Source organism: Saccharopolyspora gloriosae, from assembly GCF_022828475.1.
In the GTDB taxonomy this organism is placed as follows: domain Bacteria; phylum Actinomycetota; class Actinomycetes; order Mycobacteriales; family Pseudonocardiaceae; genus Saccharopolyspora_C; species Saccharopolyspora_C gloriosae_A.
Genome location: NZ_CP059557.1, coordinates 1888570 through 1910448, shown reverse-complemented (window position 1 = coordinate 1910448; position 21879 = coordinate 1888570). Strand labels below are relative to the sequence as shown.

Annotated in this window: 2 protein-coding genes and 1 pseudogene; all 3 read right to left on the bottom strand. The window is 73.5% G+C overall.

Annotation, left to right across the window (positions count from 1 at the left end; all coding sequences use genetic code 11):
* Positions 1–21 precede the first annotated feature (21 nt).
* Complete coding sequence (locus H2Q94_RS08035; RefSeq protein WP_243793723.1) at positions 22–867, bottom strand: alpha/beta fold hydrolase; 846 nt, start codon at positions 865–867, stop codon at positions 22–24.
* Positions 868–1248: 381 nt separating this feature from the next.
* Entirely contained in the window at positions 1249–7569 is a 6321-nt protein-coding gene (locus H2Q94_RS08030; RefSeq protein WP_243793722.1) for a type I polyketide synthase, read from the bottom strand.
* A 215-nt stretch (positions 7570–7784) separates the two neighbouring features.
* A pseudogene (locus H2Q94_RS08025) lies at positions 7785–21845 on the bottom strand (SDR family NAD(P)-dependent oxidoreductase); the annotation flags it as partial.
* Positions 21846–21879 lie beyond the last annotated feature (34 nt).

Below are 21879 nucleotides of genomic sequence, written 5' to 3'. Positions count from 1 at the left end.
CTTTCTTCGGCGGCGTCAACGCTACGACGCGGTGGTGGAGACGAACTCGCGGATCGACGCCGCCAGCGGCTCCGGGTGGTCCTCCGGGATGAGGGTGTAGCTGTCCGGGATCAACACGACCCTCGCGTCGGTGAACAGTTCGGCGAGCCGGTCGGCGTGCTCCGGCGGCATGATCTTGTCTTCGCTCGCCCAGGCGATCAGCACCGGGCGGTCGAACCCGCGCATCCGCTCGGCGTGCGCGAGCAGTTCCGCTTTGCCGGGCGTGGACACCGCGTACTTCGCGAGGTCCCGGCGGATCGCGGAATCCCGCGCGGCGGGCGTGAACCACCCGTCCATGACCTCGTCCGGGACCGGCCGCTTGCTCATCCAGCCCCAACCGCCCGGTGCGCGGCGCAACGCCCGCACGCGCAGCAGCGCGCTCATCATCAGCCGCAGGCCGCCGGGAACCTTCGCGGTGAGTTCGACCAGGCGACCGGGCAGCCCCGGCGGGTAGTTGTCGAACGCCTCGCAGGAGGTCAGCACGACCCGCGCGATGCGCTCGCAACGCCGGTCCGAGATCAGCAGTTGCGGCCCGCCCCAGTCGTTGACGACCAAGGTCACTTCGCGCAGATCCAGCGCGGCGAGGAACTCCTCGACCAGCGACGCCATTCCGGTCAGCGTCAGGTCGGCGTCGGGCCGCATCGGCCGCCGGTGACCGCCCAGGGGCAACGTCGGCAGCACGCAGCGGTGGTCACCGGCCAACTCCGGAACGACCTTGCGCCACACGGTGGAGTCCATCGCCAGCCCGTGCAGGAACACGAGCACCGGCCCGTCCCCGCCGGTGTCCTCGTACTCGACCGTGCCCGCCGCCAGTTCCACTTCCGCCATGGTTCGCTCTCCCGTGCGGATCGTCCGGATGCCCTCGGTTCCGCGTCCCGATCCGGCGGCAGGACATCGCCTGAGCACGTCGGTCCGGCGCGAGCGCGGTCGCCGCGCTGAAGATCACCGTACCTCGCGAGAGGCCCGGAATACCGGTCGTTCGGTCCGGAAACACCGACCGATCCACAGGAACCGCTGCCCGATTTCCGGCGCCGCCGCGGTATTGCGCCGCCTACTCGGGCACCGCACCATCCGACACCGGCCGCAGAACGGACGATCACACATCATCCACTATGGACTGATCGGATCGAGTGATATCACTGATCATCGTCATGCGCGGGAGGGAGACATCCGGAACGGCCGGGCACTGGCCGTTCCGGATGCCGGTCTTCACGACAGGCCGAGCTCGTTGTCGAGCATGTCGAACATGTCGTCGTCGCTGGCCTCGTCGAAGCTGAACTCCTCCTCCGCGTCCTGCCCGGTGCGCAGCGCGTTCCACTTGGTGCGCAGCACTTCAAGGCGGCCGGTGACCTGGTCGTGCAGCTCCGCGCCGACCTCCATGCCCTCGAAGGAGCGTTGCAGCCGGTCCAGTTCCGCCAGCAGTGCGGCGGGACCGTCCTGCTCCGGGAAGAGTTCGGCGAGCAGGTGCTCGACGAGTTCCGCCGGTGTCGGGTAGTCGAACAGCAGCGTCGCCGGGAGCCGCAGGCCGGTCGCGGTGCCCATCCGGTTGCGGTACTCGACGGCGGTGAGCGAGTCGAAGCCGAGGCTGTTGAACTCGCTGTCGGGTTCGATGCCGCCGGTGTCGGCGTGGCCGAGCACCTGGGCGGCTTGGCCGCGCACCACCTCCAGGAGGGCTTCCCTGCGCTGCGGCCCGGATCGTCCGGCGAGCCGGGTGGCGAGGTCGCCACCGGTGGCCGCCGCCCGGCGGGCGGGGGTCCGCACGAGTCCGCGCAGCAGCGGCGCGAGCTCGTCCCGTGCGCGCAGCGCGGGCAGGTCGAGCCGCACCGGTGCGAGCACCGGCTCCTCGGAGTCCAGTGCCGCGTCGAACAGGGCGAGGCCCAGTTCTTCGCTCAGCGGCGGCATTCCGGATCGGGCGATGCGCTCGGCGTCCTGCTCGGTGAGCGCGCCCGCCATGCCGCCGGTGTCCCACGCTCCCCACGCCAGCGACAGCGCGGGCAGCCCGTGCTCCCGCCGGTACCGGGCGAGTCCGTCCACATAGGAGTTCGCGGCCGCGTAGTTGCCTTGGCCGGCGGCGCCGAACAGCCCGGCGACCGAGGAGAACAGCACGAACGCGTCGAGCTCCAGGCCCTCGGTCGCTTCGTGGAGGTGCCAGGCGGCGTCGACCTTGGGGCGCAGCACCGCCGAGACCCGCTCGACGTCGAGCGAGCCGAGCACACCGTCGTCGAGAACCCCCGCGGCGTGCAGCACTGCGCGCAGCGGGCGGTCGGCGGGAACCCGATCGAGCAGGTCAGCGAGCGCTTCCCGGTCGGCGATGTCGCAGGCCACGACGTCCGCCTCGGCGCCGAGTTCGCCCAGTTCCGCGACGAGTTCGGCGGCTCCGGCGGCCTCGGGTCCGCGACGGCCGACCAGCAGGAGATGCCGCACTCCGCGACCGGCGAGGTGACGGGCGAGCAGGCCGCCCAGTCCCCCGGTGCCGCCGGTGATGAGGACCGTGCCCTCGGCGCCCCAGGTGACGGGCTCCGCCGCAGCCGCCCGCGCCAGGCGCGGGACGCGCACGGCATCGTCCACAACGGACACGTGCGGTTCGCCGACGGCGAGTGCCCGCAGCAGGACGTCGGCGGTGACCTCACCGGCACCGAGTTCGACCAGCCCGAACCGGCCGGGATGCTCGGTCACGGCGGTGCGCACCAGTCCGGCGGCGGCGGACGCGGCGAGGTCGCCTTCCCGGACGACGAACACCAGCGCCGCGTCCCGTTCGGCCGTCGCCCAGGACTGCGCGAGCCCCAGCACGTGGTGCGTGAGCTCGTGCGCGTCCGCCGGGCTCTCCCCGCCGTCGAGCGAGCACAGCACCGTCGCGGCCGAGTCCGGCACCGACGCGAGGTCCGCGTGCACCTCGGCGACCCGGCCGATCTGCTTGAACAGGTCGGCCAGCCCGAACGGGTCGGCGCCCACCAGGACCGGGACCTCGCCGATCTCGCCGATCGACGCGTGCGGAGCCCACTCGCGGCGGAACAGCGCGTCCCGGCCGATGCTCTGCGCCGGTTGCGCGGCGCGCGTGCGCAGGCCCTCCACGGTGGCGACCGGTGTCCCCGTGCCGTCGGCCACGGCCAGTGCCAAGGTGTCGGCACCGGTGCGGGTCAGCCGCACGCGCAGCGAGGCGGCACCGGTCGCGTGCAGCGACACGCCTTCCCAGGCGAACGGGACCGCGCCGTCCGAACTCGAGTCGGTGAGCATCGCGGCGTGCAGCGCCGAGTCGAGCAGCGCCGGGTGCAGGCCGTAGACCCCGGCGTCCGCGTCGGCGGGCAGCGCGACCTCGGCGAACGTCGTGTCCCCTGCTCGCCAGGCGGCGCGGAGTCCCTGGAAGATCGGGCCGTAGTCGAAGCCGAGGTCGGCGAAGTGCTCGTAGCAGCCCTCGACGTCCACGGGTTCGGCATCGGCGGGCGGCCACGCACCGACCTCGGCCGGTGCGGAGCCGGTGCCGAGCAGGCCGGTGGCGTGCAGCCGCCAGGTGTGCTCGCCGTCCGGCCGGGAGTGCACGGTCAGCGTGCGCCGCCCGGTGTCGTCGGTGTCGGCCACCGACACCTGCACCTGCACGCCGCCGTGTTCGGGCAGCGGCAGCGGGGCGGCGAGGGTGAGTTCGTCGACCCGGTCGTAGCCCGTCTCGTCCCCGGCCCGCAAGGCCAGTTCCAGCAGCGCCGTCCCCGGCACCAGCACCGCTCCGGACACGGCGTGCTCGGCCAGCCACGGGTGGCTGCGGCGGGAGAGCCTGCTGGTGAACAGGGTTCCGGCGGTGTCGGCGAGTTCGACGGCGGCGCCGAGCAGCGGGTGCCCGGCTTCGCGCATCCCGGCTGCGGTGACGTCGCCCGCCCGCGCGGGCGGGGTGGCCGGCCAGAACTCCTGGCGCTGGAACGGATAGGTGGGCACCTCGACGCGGCGTGCGCCGGGGAACACCGCCCGCCAGTCGAGCCGGACGCCCCGCACGTGCAGCCGGGCCAGCGCGGTCAGCGCCGCCGATTCCTCCGCGCGGCCCTTGCGCAGCGAGGGGATCAGCTCGGCATCCTCGGGGACGCAGTCGCGGGCGAGCGCGGTGAGCACTCCGTCCGGGCCGAGTTCGAGGAACGTGTTCGCGCCCCGCTCCGAGAGCGACCGGAGTCCGTCGGCGAAGCGGACGGCGTGGCGCACGTGCGCCACCCAGTGCTCGGCGTCGGGTTCGGCGAGTTCGGTGCCGGTGGTGGTGGACAGGATGGGGATCTGCGGCGCCGAGTAGGTCAGTTCCGCCGCCACGGCGCGGAATTCCTCGAGCATCGGGTCCATCAGCGGGGAGTGGAACGCGTGCGAGACGCGCAGCGCGGTGACCTTGCGGCCGAGGTCCCGGAACTGCGATGCCACGTCCTCGACGGCTGCGGCGGTGCCGGACAGGACGACCGCTTCGGGGCCGTTGACGGCGGCGATGCCGAGCTCCGCTTCCCTGCCGGTGAGCAACGGGGTCACTTCGTCCTCGGTGGCCTGTACCGCGGTCATGGCGCCGCCGGTGGGCAGGGCCTGCATCAGCCTGCCGCGGGCCGCCACGAGCTTCGCCGCGTCGGCGAGCGTGAGCACTCCGGCGACGTGCGCGGCGGTGACCTCGCCGATCGAATGCCCGGCGAGGTGATCCGGGCGCACACCCCACGACTCGACCAGCCGGTACAGCGCGACCTCGATCGCGAACAACGCCGACTGCGCGTAACCGGTCTGATCGAGCAGCTCCGCCTCTTCGGTGTCCGGTTCGGCGAACATGATGTCGCGCAGCGGCCGGTCCAGGTGCTCGTCCAGGGCGTCGAGGACGCCGTTCAGGGCTTCGGCGAACACCGGGAAGCGGGCGTGCAGCTCACGTCCCATCCCGGCGCGCTGGGCGCCCTGGCCGGTGAACAGCACGGTGAGCTCACCACCGGCGACCCGGCCTTCGACCAGGCCGCTGTCCGGGAGTCCGGAGGCGAGCGCGGTCAGCGACCGGGCGGCGTCGGCCGGGTCCTCGGCGAGGACGACGGCTCTCCGGTCGAAATCGGAGCGTCCGGCCAGCGAAAACCCGATGTCGGCGAGCGGCTGGGACTCGATCCGGGCCGCCAGCCGCGCGGCTTGGTCGCGCACTGCCTCGGGCGTCTTCGCGGACAGCGGGAGCGCAACGATCCCGGAGGGCGTTTCCCGTCGCCGGACCGGGGTTTCCGGCGCCTGTTCCAGGATGGTGTGCACGTTGGTGCCGCTGATGCCGAACGAGGACACCCCGGCTCGGCGCACACGGCCGGTCTCGGGCCAGGCCGCGGGCTCGGCAAGCAGCGCGACCGCGCCCGCCGACCAGTCCACTTCGGACGAAGGTGCGGCGGAGTGCAAGGTGCGGGGAACGGTGCCGTGCCGCATGGCCTGCACCATCTTGATCACGCCGGCGACGCCTGCGGCGGCCTGGGTGTGGCCGAGGTTCGACTTCACCGATCCCAGCAGCAGCGGTTCCTCCCTGTTCTGCCCGTAGGTCGCCAGCAGCGCCTGCGCTTCGATCGGGTCGCCGAGCCGGGTTCCCGTACCGTGCGCCTCCACCACGTCAACGTCCTCGGTGGACAGTCCGCCGCTCGCGAGCGCCTGGCGGATCACCCGCTGCTGCGACGGACCGTTCGGCGCCGTCAAACCGTTCGACGCACCGTCCTGGTTCACCGCACTGCCGCGCAGCACCGCGAGGATCTCGTGACCTTCCCGGACCGCGTCCGACTGCCGCTCCAGCACGAGCATCCCGACACCCTCGGACCAGCCCACACCATCGGCGGAATCCGAGAACGCCTTGCACCGGCCGTCGGGCGCGATGCCGCGCTGGCGGGAGAACTCGACGAACGCCGCCGGGGTCGCCATCACCGTGACACCACCGGCCACCGCCAGCGAGCACTCCCCGGCTCGCAGCGCCTGCGCCGCCCAGTGCATCGCCACCAGCGACGACGAGCACGCCGTGTCCACCGTGACCGCCGGCCCCTCGAAACCGAACGTGTAAGACACCCGCCCGGAGGCGATGCTGCCCGCGCTGCCGTGCCCCTGGTAACCTTCGTGCTCCGAACCGATCAGCGTGTCGCTGTAGTCGTTGTACATCACCCCGGCGAACACGCCGGTCGGGCTGCCGCGCAACGAGCTCGGGTCGATGCCCGCGCGTTCGATGGCTTCCCAGGTGGATTCCAGCAGCAACCGCTGCTGCGGGTCCGTGGTCAGCGCCTCGCGGGGGCTCATGCCGAAGAACGCGGGGTCGAATTCGGCGGCGTCGTGCAGGAATCCGCCGCGCCGGGTGGTCGACGTGCCCGCCGCGTCCGGGTCCGGGTCGTAGAGCGCGTCCAGGTCCCAGCCGCGGTTGTCCGGGAAGCCGGTGATCGCGTCACCACCCTCGGAGACCAGTCGCCACAGGTCCTCCGGCGAGGCCACCCCACCCGGGTAGCGGCAGGCCATGCCCACGATCACGATCGGATCGTCGTCGGCGGCACGCGTGATCCGCTGCGGCACGACCACGTCCGGCCGCTCCCCTGCCAGCTCGGCGAGCAGGTGCGCGGCCAGCGCCTCGGCGGTCGGGTGGTCGAACACGAGCGTGGCGGGCAGCCGCAGACCGGTCTCGGTGTTGAGCCGGTTGCGCAGTTCCACGGCGGTCAGCGAATCGAACCCGAGGTCCTGGAAGGCGACCTGCGGATCCACCTCGGCGATGCCGGTGTGGCCGAGCACCCCGGCCACCTGGCCGCGCACCAGCTCCAGCACCAGGTCGTGGCGCTTCGCGGCGTCCAGCGCCGCCAGCCGCTGCCCGAGGCCGCCGGTGGCGGCGCGGGCGGCGACGGCACGGGACGCTGGGGTGCGGACCAGGCCGCGCAGCAGCTCCGGAACCCGGCTTTGCCCGCGCAGCACGGCGAAATCGAAGCGCACCGGGAACAGCACCGCCGGATCGGCCGCCGTCGCCGCGTCGAACAGGGCGAGGCCCTGCTCGTGGCTCAGCGGCGGCATCCCGGAACGGGCCAGCCTGCGCCGGTCCGCGTCGGTGAGGGTGCCGGTCATGCCACCGGACTCGACCCACGGCCCCCACGCCAGCGACACGCCCGGCAGTCCCGCCGCCCGGCGGTGGGCGGCGAGCGCGTCGAGGAAGGAGTTCGCCGCCGCGTAGTTGCTCTGCCCGGCCGCGCCGAACGTGCCCGCCAGCGACGAGAACAGCACGAACGCGCCGACGTCCCCGCACAGTTCGTGCAGGTTCCACGCCGCGTCGACCTTCGGCCGCAGCACCGCGTCGAAGCGTTCCGGGGTGAGCGCGTCGAGCACGCCGTCGTCGAGGACTCCGGCGGTGTGCACCACTGCCCCGATCTCGTGGCGGGACAGCAGGTCCGCGACCGCTTCCCGGTCGGCGACGTCGCAGGCCTCGACCTGGACATCGGCGCCCCGTGCGGACAGGTCCTCGATGAGACCGGGTGCTCCGGCCGCGTCGGATCCGGAGCGGCTGACCAGCAGCAGCTCTCGCACGTCGTGCGCGGCGACGAGGTGCCGCGCCACGGCGCCGCCGAGCCCGCCGGTGCCCCGGTGATCAGGACTCGCCCGGCGTCGGCCCAGCGCACACCTTGATCATCCACTGTGGACTCACGTGCGAGGCGTGCCGCGTAACGGGTTCCGGCGCGGAGGACTCGCGGTTCGGCCGACCACTCGGTCGCGGCGCTGAGGGATTCCGGCGCGTCGTCCACGTCGATCAGCCCGAACGTCGCGGGGCTCTCGGCCTGCGCGGCCCGGATGAGCCCCCACGCCGATGCGGCGGCGAGGTCGTGCACGTCCTCGTCGGCGCGGGCGACGGCGCGGCGGGTCACGAACACCAGGCGCGAACCGTGCGGCCGCGGATCGCGCTGCCACTGCCGCACGAGTTCCAGCACTCGGCCGGTCAGCTCGTGCGCCGCGCCCGCGACCTCGCCGGAACCCGCGCTGATCGGGGCCAGCACGAGTTCCGGAACCTCGCTCAACGAAGCCAGATCCGGCGCTTCGGACACCGAGGCACCGGCGGCGCGCAAGTCGGCGGCGAACTCGGCGGAACCGAGCACCGCCACGGACTCGGCAGGCGAACCGGGCTCGGCCGCCGACCAGTCGAGCCGGTACAGCGAGTTTCGCTCCGCGCGGGCCGCCCGCTCCGGCGACACCGCGCGCAACAGCAACGACTCCACCGACACGACCGGCGCACCCACCGGGTCGGTGGCCGCGATCGACACCTCGTCCGGGCCGTTGCGGGCGATCCGCACGCGCAGTGCGCGAGCTCCGGTGGCGTGCAGCGACAGGCCCTGCCAGGTGAACGGCAGCGCGCCCTCGGACAGCCCGCCGAGCAGCGCCGCCGCCTGCACTCCGGCGTCGAGCAGCGCCGGGTGCAGTCCGAAACCGTCCACGTCGGTCTCGGCCGGCAGCTCCACCTCGGCGAACACCTCGTCGCCCGATCGCCACGCCGCGCGCAGACCTTGGAACAGCGGGCCGTAGACGAAGCCCGCGTCCGCGAGCCGCTCGTAGGTGCCCACCAGGTCGACGGCTTCGGCGGCCGGTGGCCACGCCGCGCCGTCGAACTCGGCGGAGCTCGCACCGCTGGTCAGGACGCCTGCGGCATGCCGGGTCCAGTCGCGGCCGTCCGCGCCCTCCGGCCGGGAGTACACCTCCACGCCGCGCCGCCCGGATTCCTCGGCTCCCACCCACACCTGCACGCGCACGGCCTCCTGCTCCGGCAGGACCAGCGGCGCGGCGAGGGTGAGTTCGTCGATGCGGTCGCATCCGGCTTCGTCCCCGGCGCGCAACGCCAGCTCGGCGAACGCGGTACCCGGCACGATCACCGCGCCCCGCACCGCGTGCTCGGCCAGCCACGGATGCGTGCGGGTGGAGATCCTGCTGGTGAACAGGAATCCGTCCTCGTCGGCGCGTTCCACCGCCGCGCCCAGCAGCGGATGCCCGGCGGCGGTCAGCCCCGCGGCCCGCACGTTCCCGGCACCGCCGGCGGCGGGCTCCGGCCAGAACCGGCGGTGCTGGAAGGCGTAGGTCGGCAGGTCCACCTGCCGGGCGCCGGGCAGCAGCGCCGACCAGTCGAGTTCGACGCCGCGCACGTGCAGCCCGGCCAACGCGGTCAGCGCCGCCCGATCCCCCGGGCGGTCCTTGCGGGCCAGCGGGATGGCGACGGCTTCCGCGTCCAGGGAGTTCTGGGCCAGCGCCGCGAGCGAACCGTCCGGGCCGATGTCCAGGTACGTCGTCGCGCCCAACGTCGCGAGCTCCCGCACGGCGTCGGCGAACCGCACCGTGTGCCGCACGTGATCCACCCAGTACTCAGGTTCGCGCAACGCGTCCCGCTGCTGCTCACCGGTCACCGTGGACACGATCGGGATGGTGCCGGGGTGGTAGGTGAGTTCTTCGGCGACCGCGCGGAATTCGGTGAGGATCGGGTCCATCAGCGGCGAGTGGAACGCGTGCGAGACGCGCAGCCGCCGCGCGTCGGCGCAGTGGCCCTCGATCTCGGCGACGGCCGCTTCGGTGCCGGACACGACCACCGACTCGGGGCCGTTGACGGCCGCGATGCCGACGTCGTCGCGGCCGTCCACCAGCCTCGTGATCTCGGCTTCGGTGGCTCGCAGCGCGCTCATGGCGCCACCGGCGGGCAGCGCCTGCATCAGCCCGCCGCGCGCGGCGACCAACCGGGCGGCGTCGTGCAGGGACAGCACCCCGGCGGCGTGCGCGGCGGCGATCTCGCCGATGGAGTGGCCCGCGAGGTAGCCGGGACGCACGCCCCAGGACTCGACGAGCCGGAACAGCGCGACCTCCACGGCGAACAACGCGGGCTGGGCGAACTCGGTGCGGTTGAGCAGGTCCGCGTCCTGGCCCCACATCACCTCGCGCAGCGGCCGCGCCAAGTGCGGATCCAGCGCCGCGAGCGCGGCGTCCAGGGCTTCGGCGAAGGCGGGGAACCGATCGTGCAGGTCGCGGCCCATGCCGAGGCGCTGCGAGCCCTGCCCGGCGAACAGGAACGCGAGCCCACCGGTGCCGACGTGGCCGTGCGCGGCGGCCGCGTCGTCGCCTTCGGCGACCGCGCGCAGTGCTTCCAGCGTCGCCGTGGGGTCGTCGGCGAACACGACGGCGCGGTGATCGAAGCCGGAGCGTCCGGTCGCCAGGGAGTATCCGACGTCGGCCGGGTCGGCGTCCGGGATGACCTCCAGGTGCTCCGCCAGCCGGGCGGCCTGGTCGCGCAAGGCGGGTTCGGTGCGGGCGGAGAGCACCCACGGCACCACGTCGTGCTCCCGGCGCTCGGCCTTCGGTTCGGGTTCCGGCTGTTCGAGGATGACGTGCGCGTTGGTCCCGCTGATGCCGAACGAGGACACCCCGGCCCGGCGCGGGCGGTCGTGCTCCGGCCAGTCCCGCCGCTCGGTGAGCAGCTCCACGGCGCCGTCCTCCCAGTCCACGTGCGACGAGGGGGATTCGGCGTGCAGCGTGGGCGGCAACGAGCCGTGGTTGATCGCCTGCACCATCTTGATCACGCCGGCGACTCCGGCCGCGGCCTGCGAGTGGCCGAGGTTGGACTTGATCGAGCCGAGCCACAGCGGCGTCTCGCGGTCCTGACCGTAGGTCGCCAGCAGCGCCTGCGCCTCGATCGGATCGCCCAGCGTCGTGCCGGTGCCGTGCGCCTCCACCGCATCGATGTCCTGAGTGGACAGTCCGGCGCTGGCGAGCGCCTGGCGGATCACGCGTTGCTGCGACGGACCGTTCGGCGCCGTCAGGCCGTTCGACGCGCCGTCCTGGTTCACCGCGCTGCCGCGCAGCACCGCCAGCACCCGGTGGCCGTGGCGCTTCGCGTCGGACATGCGCTCCAGCACCAGCATGCCCACGCCCTCGGACCAGCCGACGCCGTCGGCGGAGTCGGAGAACGAGCGGCAGCGCCCGTCCTCGGACAGGCCGCGCTGCCGGGAGAACTCGATGAACGTGCTGGGCGTGGACATCACGGTGACCCCGCCCGCCAGCGCCAGCGAGCACTCCCCTGCGCGCAGCGCCTGCGCGGCCAGGTGCATGCCGACCAGCGAGGACGAGCAGGCGGTGTCCACGGTGACCGCCGGGCCTTCGAAGCCGAACGTGTAGGACACCCGGCCGGAGGCGACGCTGCCCGCGCTGCCGCTGCCCTGGTAGCCCTCGAACTCGGTGCCCGCCAGCAGCGAGCCGTAGTCGTTGTACATCACCCCGGCGAACACGCCGGTCGCGCTGCCGCGCAACGCGGCCGGGTCGATCCCGGCGCGCTCCACGGCCTCCCAGGACACCTCCAGCAGCAGCCGCTGCTGCGAGTCCGTGGCCAGCGCCTCGCGCGGGCTCATGCCGAAGAACGCCGGATCGAACTCACCCGCTTCGTGCAGGAATCCGCCGTGGCGGGTGTAGGAGGTGCCGTGGTGGTCGGGGTCCGGGTGGTAGAGCTCGTCGAGCTGCCAGCCGCGGTCGGCGGGGAAGTCGGTGATCGCGTCGCCGCCTTCGGCGACCAGCCGCCACAGGTCCTCCGGCGAAGAGACCCCGCCCGGATAACGGCAGGCCATGCCCACGATGACCACCGGGTCGTCGACGACCGGCGGCAGGATCTCCGCCGGGGTCGCCTGCGGGACGGCGCCGAACAGTTCCTCGGCGACGAATCCGGCCAGCGCTTCCGCGTTCGGGTGGTCGAACACGGCGGTGGCGGGCAGCCGCAGACCCGTCTCGGCGTTGATCTTGTTGCGGAGTTCGACGGCGGTCAGCGAGTCGAAGCCGAGTCCCTGGAAGGCGCGTCGCGGCTCCACCGTGCTCGCCGCGGAGTGCCCCAGCACCGCCGCGACCTGGCCGCGCACCAGGTCGAGCAGCGCGGTGGCGCGTTCGGCCTCGGGCAGCGCGGTGAGCCGGTCGCCGAGCGCGCGGGACACTCCGGTTCCGGCGCCGGCGCGGCGGATGCGGGCGCGGATCAGGCCGCGCAGCACGCTCGGCACCTCGTCCTGGCGCCGCAGCGCGGGCAGGTCGAGCCGCGCCGGGATCACCACCGCCTCGTCCGCGCCGGTGGCCAGGTCGAACAGGCCGAGTCCCTGCTCCACCGGCAGCGGCGGCAGGCCGGAACGCACCATGCGTTCCCGGTCGGCGGTGGTGAGCTCGCCGGTCATGCCGCCGGTGTCCGCCCACGGCCCCCAGGCCAGCGACACCGCGGGCAGGCCCGCCGCGCGCCGGTGCTGGGCGAGCCCGTCGAGGAACGCGTTCGCGGCGGCGTAATTGCCCTGCGCGGGCGAACCGAACGTGCCCGCCAACGAGGAGAACAGCACGAACCTGGACAGCTCACCGCCGAGTTCGTGCAGGTGCCAGGCGGCGTCGACCTTCGGTCGCAGCACCGCTTCGAGGCGTTCCGGGGTGAGCGCGTCGACGACTCCGTCGTCGACCACGCCCGCCGTGTGCACGATGGCGCCCACGTCGTGGCGGGCCAGCAGGTCCGCCACTGCTTCGCGGTCGGCGACGTCGCAGGCCGCCACCCGCACTTCGGCGTCCATCGCGGTCAGTTCCGCGACCAGCGGTACGACTCCCTCGGATTCGCCGCCGCTGCGGCTGACCAGCAGCAGTCTGCGCACGCCGCGTTCGCGCACCAGGTGCCGCGCCACGGCGCTGCCGAGGCCGCCGGTGCCGCCGGTGATGAGGATCAGTTCGTCCGGGTTCCAGCCGGTGACGGCCGGTTCGGGCAGCCGGGCCAGTCGTGCCGCGGCGAGCACTCCGCCGCGCAACCGCAGCTGCGGTTCGGCAGCGGCCACGACCTGCGCGAGCAGTTCCGCGTCCGGCGCGTGCGAGTCGAGGTCCAGCAGCCCGAACCGGCCGGGGTGTTCGCGTTCGGCGCTGCGGACCAGGCCCCACGCGGCCGCGGCGGCCAGGTCGCCGCCGGTGGTGGCGTCGCGGGTGACGAACACGAGCCGGGAGGTGCGCTCGGACGCGAGGTGCTCCTGCACGGTGTGCAGCACGCCGCGCGTCACTTCGTGCGCCGCGTCCGGTCCGGGTGCGCCGGAGTGCACGGGCACGAGCACGACGTCGTTCCCGGCGGGGATCTCCGCCGTGCGCAGCGCATCGGCGAGGCCGAACGGATCCGGGCCGGTGACCGAGGCGGTGACGCCGCCCTCGGTCGAGCGGATCGGGGTCCACTCCAGCCGGAACAGCGAATCCCGTTGCGCGGGAAGGGTTTCAGCGGTGCCGTCCGGGGCGCGCAGGGTCAGCGCCGCCACCGAGGCGACCGGGGCGCCGGTCACGTCCGCGACCGCCAGCGACACCACGTCCGCCTCGGTCGGCGTGATCCGCACCCGCAGCGCGGTCGCTCCGGCCGCGTGCAGCGACACGCCGTCCCAGGTGAACGGCAGTCCGCGCCGGTTCCCGGCGAGCTGCGACACGGCGTGCAGGGCGGCGTCGGATAGCGCGGGGTGCAGCCCGTAGTCGCCCGCCTGCACGTGTTCCGGCAGCTCCACCTCGGCGAACACCTCGTCGCCGGAGCGCCACACGGCGGCGAGGCCGCGGAACGACGGGCCGTAGTCGAACCCGGCGTCGGCGAGCGCGTCGTAGCAGCCGTCCAGGTCCACCGGTCGCGCCCCGGCGGGCGGCCATTCCGGGAGGCCCTCCGGTTCCACCGCGCTTCCGGTGGTGAGGGTGCCCACCGCGTAGCGCGTCCACGCCTGCTCCGGGTCGCCCTCGGGCCGCGCGTAGATCTCGGCGATCCGGCTCCCGGCCTGTTCGGCACCGAGCCGGACTTGCAGTTGCAGCGCACCGGTTTCGGGCAGTGCCAGCGGACGCCCGATGGTGAGGTCGTCCACCCGGTCGCAGCCCACTTCGTCGCCCGCGCGGATCACGAGCTCCAGGAACGCGGTCCCGGGCAGCAGCACCGCGCCGTGCACGGTGTGCTCGGCCAGCCACGGCTGCGCGGTCCGGGAAAGCCTGCCGGTGAACAGGGTTTCGCCGGATTCGGCGACCTCCACGGCGCCGCCGAGCAGCGGGTGCGCGGCGGGGCGGACACCGATGGCCAGGGCGTCACCTGATTCAGTGGCGGGGCTGGGCCAGAACCGTTCGTGCTGGAAGGCGTAGGTGGGCAACTGCACTCGGCGGGCGCCGGGGAACAGTGCGGCCCAGTCCAGCTGGACGCCTCGGGTGTGCAGGTGCGCGAGGGCGCCGAGCAGGGCGGTCTCCTCCGCGCGGTCCTTGCGCAACGCGGGCACGGCCGAGGTGTCCTCGGTGGCGGACTCCGCGGCGAGCGCGGTGAGCACGGAGTCCGGCCCCAGTTCCAGGAAGGTCCGGTCGCCGAGGTCGCTCATGGCGCGGACGCCGTCGGCGAACCGCACGCAGCCTCGGACGTGGCGCACCCAGTGCTCCGGGGTGGCGATCTCGGGTCCGGCGACGGCGCCGGTGACGTTGGAGATGATCGGGATCCGCGGGGCGGCGAACTCCAGTCCGGCCAGTTCGGCGGCGAACTCGTCGAGCATCGGATCCATCAGCGGCGAGTGGAACGCGTGCGACACGCGCAGTTCGCCGGTTTTGCGGCCGTCGTCGGCGAACCGCCGCGCGAGCGCTTCGACGGCGTCGCGCTCGCCGGAGAGCACCACCGAGCCGGGCGCGTTGATCGCGGCGATGGCCGCGGTCTCGCCGAGCAGCGGGCGAACTTCGTCCTCCGTGGCGCGCACCGCGATCATCGCGCCGCCGGTGGGCAGCGCCTGCATGAGCCGGGCGCGGGCACCCACGAGCTTCGCCGCGTCGGCGAGCGTCAGCACTCCGGCGACGTGCGCGGCGGCGACCTCGCCGATCGAATGTCCGGCGAGGTGATCCGGGCGCACGCCCCACGACTCGACCAGCCGGTACAGCGCGACCTCGATCGCGAACAACGCCGGCTGCGCGTAACCGGTCTGGTTCAGCAGGTCCGCGTCCGCACCCCACACCACTTCGCGCAGCGGGCGGTCGAGGTGCTCGTCCAGCGCGTCGAACGCGGCGTCGAGGGCGTCGGCGAACACCGGGAAGCGGGCGTGCAGCTCCCGGCCGGCGCCGAGGCGCTGCGCGCCCTGACCGGAGAACAGCACCCCGAGCCTGCCGTCGGCCACGGAGCCTTCGACCACCCGCGGGTCCGGTTCACCGGTGGTGAGCGCGGCGAGCCCGCCCAGCAGGTCGTCGCGCTCCTCGGCGACGAGAACGGCGCGGTGCTCGAAGGCGGCACGAGTGGTGGCCAGGGAGAAGCCGATGTCGGCGGGAGCGGCCGGTTCGGCCTGCACCCGGCCGAGCAGCCGCGCGGCCTGGGCACGCAGCGCTTGCGGGCTCTGACCGGACAACACCCACGGCCGCACCCCGGTTTCCGCGCCGCGATCGGGGATTTCCGGTGCGGGGGCCTGTTCGAGGATGACGTGCGCGTTGGTGCCGCTGATGCCGAACGAGGACACCCCGGCCCGGCGCGGGCGGTCGTGCTCCGGCCAGGCGCGCTGTTCGGCGAGCAGCTCGACGGCTCCGGCCTCCCAGTCGACGTGGGAGGACGGTGCTTCGGCGTGCAGGCTGCGGGCGAGCGAACCATGCCACATGCCCAGCACCATCTTGATCACGCCCGCGACGCCTGCGGCGGCCTGGGTGTGCCCGATGTTCGACTTCACCGAACCCAGCCACAGCGGTGTGTCCCGGTCCTGACCGTAGGTCGCCAGCAGCGCCTGCGCCTCGATCGGATCACCGAGCGTCGTGCCGGTACCGTGCGCCTCCACCACGTCAACGTCCCCGGTGGACAGTCCGCCGCTCGCCAGCGCCTGGCGGATCACCCGCTGCTGCGACGGACCGTTCGGCGCCGTCAAACCGTTCGACGCACCGTCCTGGTTCACCGCACTGCCGCGCAGCACCGCCAAGATCTCGTGCCCGTTGCGCCGCGCATCCGACTGCCGCTCCAGCACGAGCATCCCGAGACCCTCGGACCAGCCCACACCATCCGCCGAATCCGAGAACGCCTTGCACCGGCCGTCGAGCGCGAGCCCCCGCTGCCGCGAGAAGTCCACGAACGTGCTCGGCGTCGACATGACGGTGACGCCGCCCGCCAGCGCCAGCGAGCACTCCCCGGCTCGCAGCGCCTGCGCCGCCCAATGCATCGCCACCAGCGACGACGAGCACGCCGTGTCCACCGTGACCGCCGGACCCTCAAAACCGAACGTGTAAGACACCCGCCCGGAGGCGACGCTGGGAGCGCTGCCGTTGCCGCGGTACAGCTCGAACTCGGTGCCGGGCAGCAAAGTGCCGTAGTCGTTGTACATCACCCCGGCGAACACGCCGGTCGGGCTGCCGCGCAATCCGTGCGGGTCGAGCCCGGCTCGTTCCAGTGCCTCCCAGGAGACTTCCAGCAGCAGCCGCTGCTGCGAGTCCGTGGCCAACGCCTCGCGCGGGCTCATCTCGAAGAACGCCGGGTCGAATTCCCCCGCCTCGTGCAGGAATCCGCCGTGGCGCACGTGAGTGCGGCCGGGCGTCTCCGGGTCCGGGTCGTAGAGCCGATCCAGGTCCCAGCCTCGGTCGGCGGGGAACTCGGTGATGCCGTCGCCGCCTTCGGCGACCAGCCGCCACAGGTCCTCCGGCGAGGAAACCCCGCCCGGGTAGCGGCAGGCCATGCCCACGATCACGATCGGATCGTCCACATCGGACTTCTTCGGTGCCGCGACCGTGCTGTCGGCTTGGCCGCCGAACAATTCCTCGTGCAGGTACTCGGCGAGCGCGGTCGGCGTCGGATGGTCGAACACGAGCGTCGCGGGCAGCCGCAGCCCGGTGTCGGCGTTGAGGCCGTTGCGCAGCTCCACGGCGGTCAGCGAATCGAAGCCGAGGTCCTGGAACTGGCGGGTCGCGGGCACCGAGGACGCGCCGGAATGACCCAGCACCACGGCGATCCGGCCGCGCACCAGCTCCAGCAGCGCCTCCCGGCGCTCCTCCCCGGACAACCCGCCGAGCCTCGCGGCGAGACCGTCGGCGGCCGCCGAACGGGCCGCGCCACGGCGCACCGGAGTCCGGATCAAGCCGCGCAGCAGCGCAGGCACCTGACCTTGCGCCCGCAACCCGGCCAGGTCCAGCCGCACCGGCAGCGGAACCGGATCGGCACCGGAGGTCGCGGCGTCGAACAGCGCGAGCCCCTCTTCGAGTTCCAGCGGCGGCATCCCGGAGCGGGCGACGCGCTGCACGTCGACCTCGGTCAACGCGCCGGTCATGCCCACGTCACGGGTCCACGGCCCCCACGCGAGCGAGGTCGCGGGCAGGCCCGCCGCGTGGCGGTACCGGGCGAGGCCGTCGAGGAAGGCGTTGCCCGCCGCGTAGTTGCCCTGCCCGGCGCTGCCGAACGCGGCCGCCACCGAGGAGAACAGCACGAACGCCGTCAAATCGTGCTCGCGGGTGAGTTCGTGCAGGTGCCAGGCGGCGTCGACCTTCGGCCGCAGCACCGCGTCCAGCCGTTCCGGGGTGAGCGCGTCGACCACGCCGTCGTCGACCACGCCGGCCGTGTGCACCACGGCCCGCAGCGGGTGCGCCGCCGGGATCGCGGTGATCGCCGCTGCCAGCGCCTCGCGGTCGGCGGCGTCGCAGGCGGAGACCTGGACTTCGGCGCCGAGTTCGCGCAGCCGCGCGGCGAGTTCCGGGGCTCCGTCGGCGTCGAGTCCACGGCGGCTCAGCAGCAGCAGGTGCCGGACTCCCTTGCCCCGCACCAGATGTTCGGCGAGCGCGCCGCCCAGTCCGCCGGTACCACCGGTGATGAGCACCGTGCCCTCGACGTCCCAGCAGGCCGGTTCCGCCGAGGTGTTCGCGCGGTCCAGCCGTGCCGCGAGCACCTCGTCACCGCGCACGAGCACATCGGGCTCGTCCGCCGCGAGCGCGGCCGCGAGCGCGTGCGGGCTCGCGTCGGCGGCGCGGTGGATCAGGCCGAACCGGCCGGGGTTCTCCGTCTCGGCGACTCGGACCAGCCCGTGCACGGCGGCCGCGCCGGGGTCCGCGTCGGCTTCGGGGGTGACGAACACGAGCCGCGAGTCCGCGAAGCGGTCCTGCCGGAGCCAGTCCTGGATCAGCGCGAGCACCCCGGCCGTGACCTCGTGCGCGGACCGCACCACGTCCTGGTCGCCGCGCACCGGCACCAGCACCCGCTCCGGCACCGGGTCGATGCCGGACAGGCCCGTCAGCTCCCGGATCTCCATCCCGGTGGCGCCGAAGTCGGCGGCGGAACCGAGCACCGCGACCTGCTCCGGTCGTTCGCCGGTGCGGATCGGGGTGCGGTCGAGGCGGAACAGCGCATCGCGGGCGACGGCCCCGAAGCCGAGTTCGGCCGGAACCTCCCGTGCCAGCAACGAGTCGAACGTGGCCACCGGCGCCCCCTGGGCGTCGGCGAGGACCATCGACATGGCGTCCGCACCCGCGCGGGCCAGGTGCGCGCGCACGGTCGAGGCGCCGGAAGCGTGCAACGCGCCGCCTTCCCAGGCGAACGGCAGGCCGCCACGGCTGATGGGGCCGAGGTCGGCGAACGCCGCCGCGTGCTGCACGGCGTCCAGCAGCGCGGGGTGCAGGCCGAACTCCGCCGCGTCCGCGTCGTCGGGCAACGCGACCTCGGCGAACACCTCCTGCTCGCGCCGCCACACCCGCCGCAACCCGCGGAACGCGGGGCCGTAGTCGAAACCGAGCTCGGAGAGCCGCTCGTACAACCCGTCGAGCTCCACCGGTTCGGCGTCCGGCGGCCACGCGGTCAGGCCGGTGGCTTCGGCGACGCCGGTGCCGAGCACGCCGGTGGCGTGCAGCGTCCACGGGGACAGCTCCTCGGCGCGGGAGAAGACCTCCATCGAGCGGCGCCCGTCCGCGTCCGGCGCGGCGACCCGCACCTGCGTGCGGATCTCGCCGTCGGCCGGCAGCACCAGCGGTGCCGCCAGCGTCAACTCCTCCACGCGGTCGCAGCCCGTCTCGTCGGCGGCGCGGATCGCGAGTTCCATGAAAGCCGTGCCGGGCAACAGGATTCGGCCGCCGACGACGTGCTCGGCCAGCCACGGGCGAGTCGCCGCCGACAGCACCGAGCCGAACAGCACCTCATCCCCACCGGCGAGCTCGACGCCCGAGCCCAGCAGCGGATGGGTTCCCGGACTCGCGGCGAGCACGTCACCACCGCGGGTCCGGGAAGTCGAAGGCCAGAACCGGCGGTCCTGGAACGGATACGTCGGCAGGTCCACGTACCGCGCCCCGGTGCCCTCCAGGACCGCGGCCCAGTTCACCGGAACCCCGGCCACGTGCACCTCGGCCAGCGCGGAGATCGCGGCGAACTCGTCGCCTTTCGCTCTGCGCAGCAACGGAACCGCCACCGCGTCGGGCAGGCTCTCGCGGGTCATCGCCGAGAGCACGCCGTCCGGCCCGAGCTCCAGGTAGGCGCGCACGCCGTGGGAGCGCAGCGCGGTCACCGCGTCGGCGAAGCGCACCGGTTCGCGGACGTGGCGCACCCAGTACTCGGCGGAACCGAAGTCGGTGCTGTTCACAGTGGATGAGTTCGCTGTGGGCACGACCGGAATGCGCGGCTCGCCGAAGGCCAGCTCGGAGACCACCGCGCGGAACTCCGCGAGCATCGGCTCCATCAGCGGCGAGTGGAACGCGTGGCTCACCGCGAGCCGCTTCGCCTTGCGGCCCGCGCGTTCCCAGCGCTCGGCGATGTCGTTGATGAGCTCGCCGTCGCCGGAGAGCACCACCGAGGACGGCCCGTTGATCGCCGCGATGCCGACCCGGTCGCCGGTGAACTCGGCGGCTTCCTGCTCGGTGGCCTGCAACGCGAGCATCGCGCCACCGGCGGGCAACGCCTGCATCAGGCGACCGCGCGCGGCCACCAGCTTCGCCGCGTCCGGCAGCGACAGGACACCGGAGACGTGCGCGGCGGCGATCTCGCCGATGGAGTGGCCGGCGAGGTAGTCCGGGCGCATCCCCCAGCTCTCGACGAGCCGGTACAGCGCGACCTCCACGGCGAACAGGGCGGGTTGGGCGAATTCGGTGCGGTTGAGGGCGTCCTCGTCGTCGCCCCACATCACTTCGCGCAGCGGCCGGTTCAGGTGCGGGTCGAGCTCCGCGCACACCGCGTCCAACGCCGTGGCGAACGCCGTGAAGCGCCCGTGCAGCGCGCGGCCCATCCGCAGGCGCTGCGATCCCTGACCGGAGAACACGAACGCCGACGGGCACTGCTCGGGCGCCAGGCCGCTTGCGAGTTCGGTGAGCCCGTCGGCACCGGCCAGCAGCACCGAGCGGTGCTCGAACGTCGACCGCGACTCGGCGAGGGTCAGCGCGACGTCGGTGAGCGGAGTCGCGGGGTGCTCGGCCAGGTGCGCACCGAGTCGTCGCACCTGCTCGGTGAGCGCTTCGGGGCCGCGCGCGGACACCGGCAGCGCCACGACCTCGGGCACCACGTGCGTCTCGCGCGGTGCCGCCACCTCGGCCGGAGCCTGTTCGACGATCACGTGGGCGTTGGTGCCGCTGATGCCGAACGACGACACTCCGGCGCGGCGCGGGCGGTCGCGCTCCGGCCAGTCGCGCTGTTGCGCTAGCAGTTCCACCGAACCCGCACCCCAGTCCACATTGGACGAAGGCGCGTCCACGTGCAGGCTGCGCGGCAGCACGCCGTGCCGCATCGCCAGCACCATCTTGATCACACCGGCGATCCCGGCGGCGGCTTGGGTGTGGCCGATGTTCGACTTGATCGACCCCAGCCACAGCGGACCCTCGCGGTCCTTGCCGTAGGTCGCGAGCAGCGCCTGCGCCTCGATCGGGTCGCCCAGCGTGGTTCCCGTGCCGTGCGCCTCCACGGCGTCCACATCGGACGGTTCGAGGTGCGCGTTGCCCAGCGCGGCGCGGATGACTCGTTGCTGCGACGGCCCGTTCGGCGCGGTCAGGCCGTTGGAAGCACCGTCCTGGTTGATCGCCGAACCGCGCACCACCGCCAGCACCGGATGCCCGTTGCGCTGCGCGTCCGACAGCCGCTCCAGCACCAGCACCCCGGAACCCTCGCCCCAGCCGGTGCCGTCGGCGGCGTCCGCGAACGGCTTGCACCGGCCGTCGGCGGCCAAGCCGTGCTGGGCGGTGAACGACACGAACGGCCCCGGTGTGGCCATCACCGAGGCACCACCGGTCAGCGCCAGCGAGCACTCCCCGCCGCGCAGCGCCTGCACCGCCTGGTGCAGCGCCACCAGCGAGGACGAACACCCGGTGTCCACGGTGATCGCGGGACCTTCGAGCCCGAACAGGTAGGACAGCCGTCCCGACAGCACGCACGCCGCGTGCCCGGTGTTCGCGTACACCTCCACGTCCTCGGCGCAGCCGTCCAGGACCTTGCCGTAGTCCTGGCCGGTGGTGCCCATGAACACGCCGGTCTGCGAGCCGCGCAGCGAGGCCGGGTCGATGCCCGCCCGCTCCATCGCCTCCCACGCGGTCCGCAGCAGCAGGCGCTGCTGCGGGTCCATCGCGACCGCCTCGCGGGGGGCGATGCCGAAGAACTCGGCGTCGAAATCGGCCATGCCGTCGAGGAACGCGCCTTCTTGGGCCAGGCTCGACCCGTCGCCCTCGCCGCGAAGCCGCTCCAGGTCCCACTCGCGGTCGGTGGGGAAGCCGCCCACCGCGTCGCGGCCCTCGACGACCAGGTCCCACAGCTGCTCCGGAGTGGCGACTCCGCCGGGGAACCGGCAGCCGATGCCGACGACGGCGATCGGCTCCGCCGCCGCGGACACCAGGCGCTGGTTCTGCTCGCGCAGCCGCTCGATCTCCTTCAGCGACCTTCGGAGCGCTTCGACGTACTCGTTCTTGGAGTCGGCCATTCTGGTCTCCCTAGAGGCCCGTTCGGCATGGGTG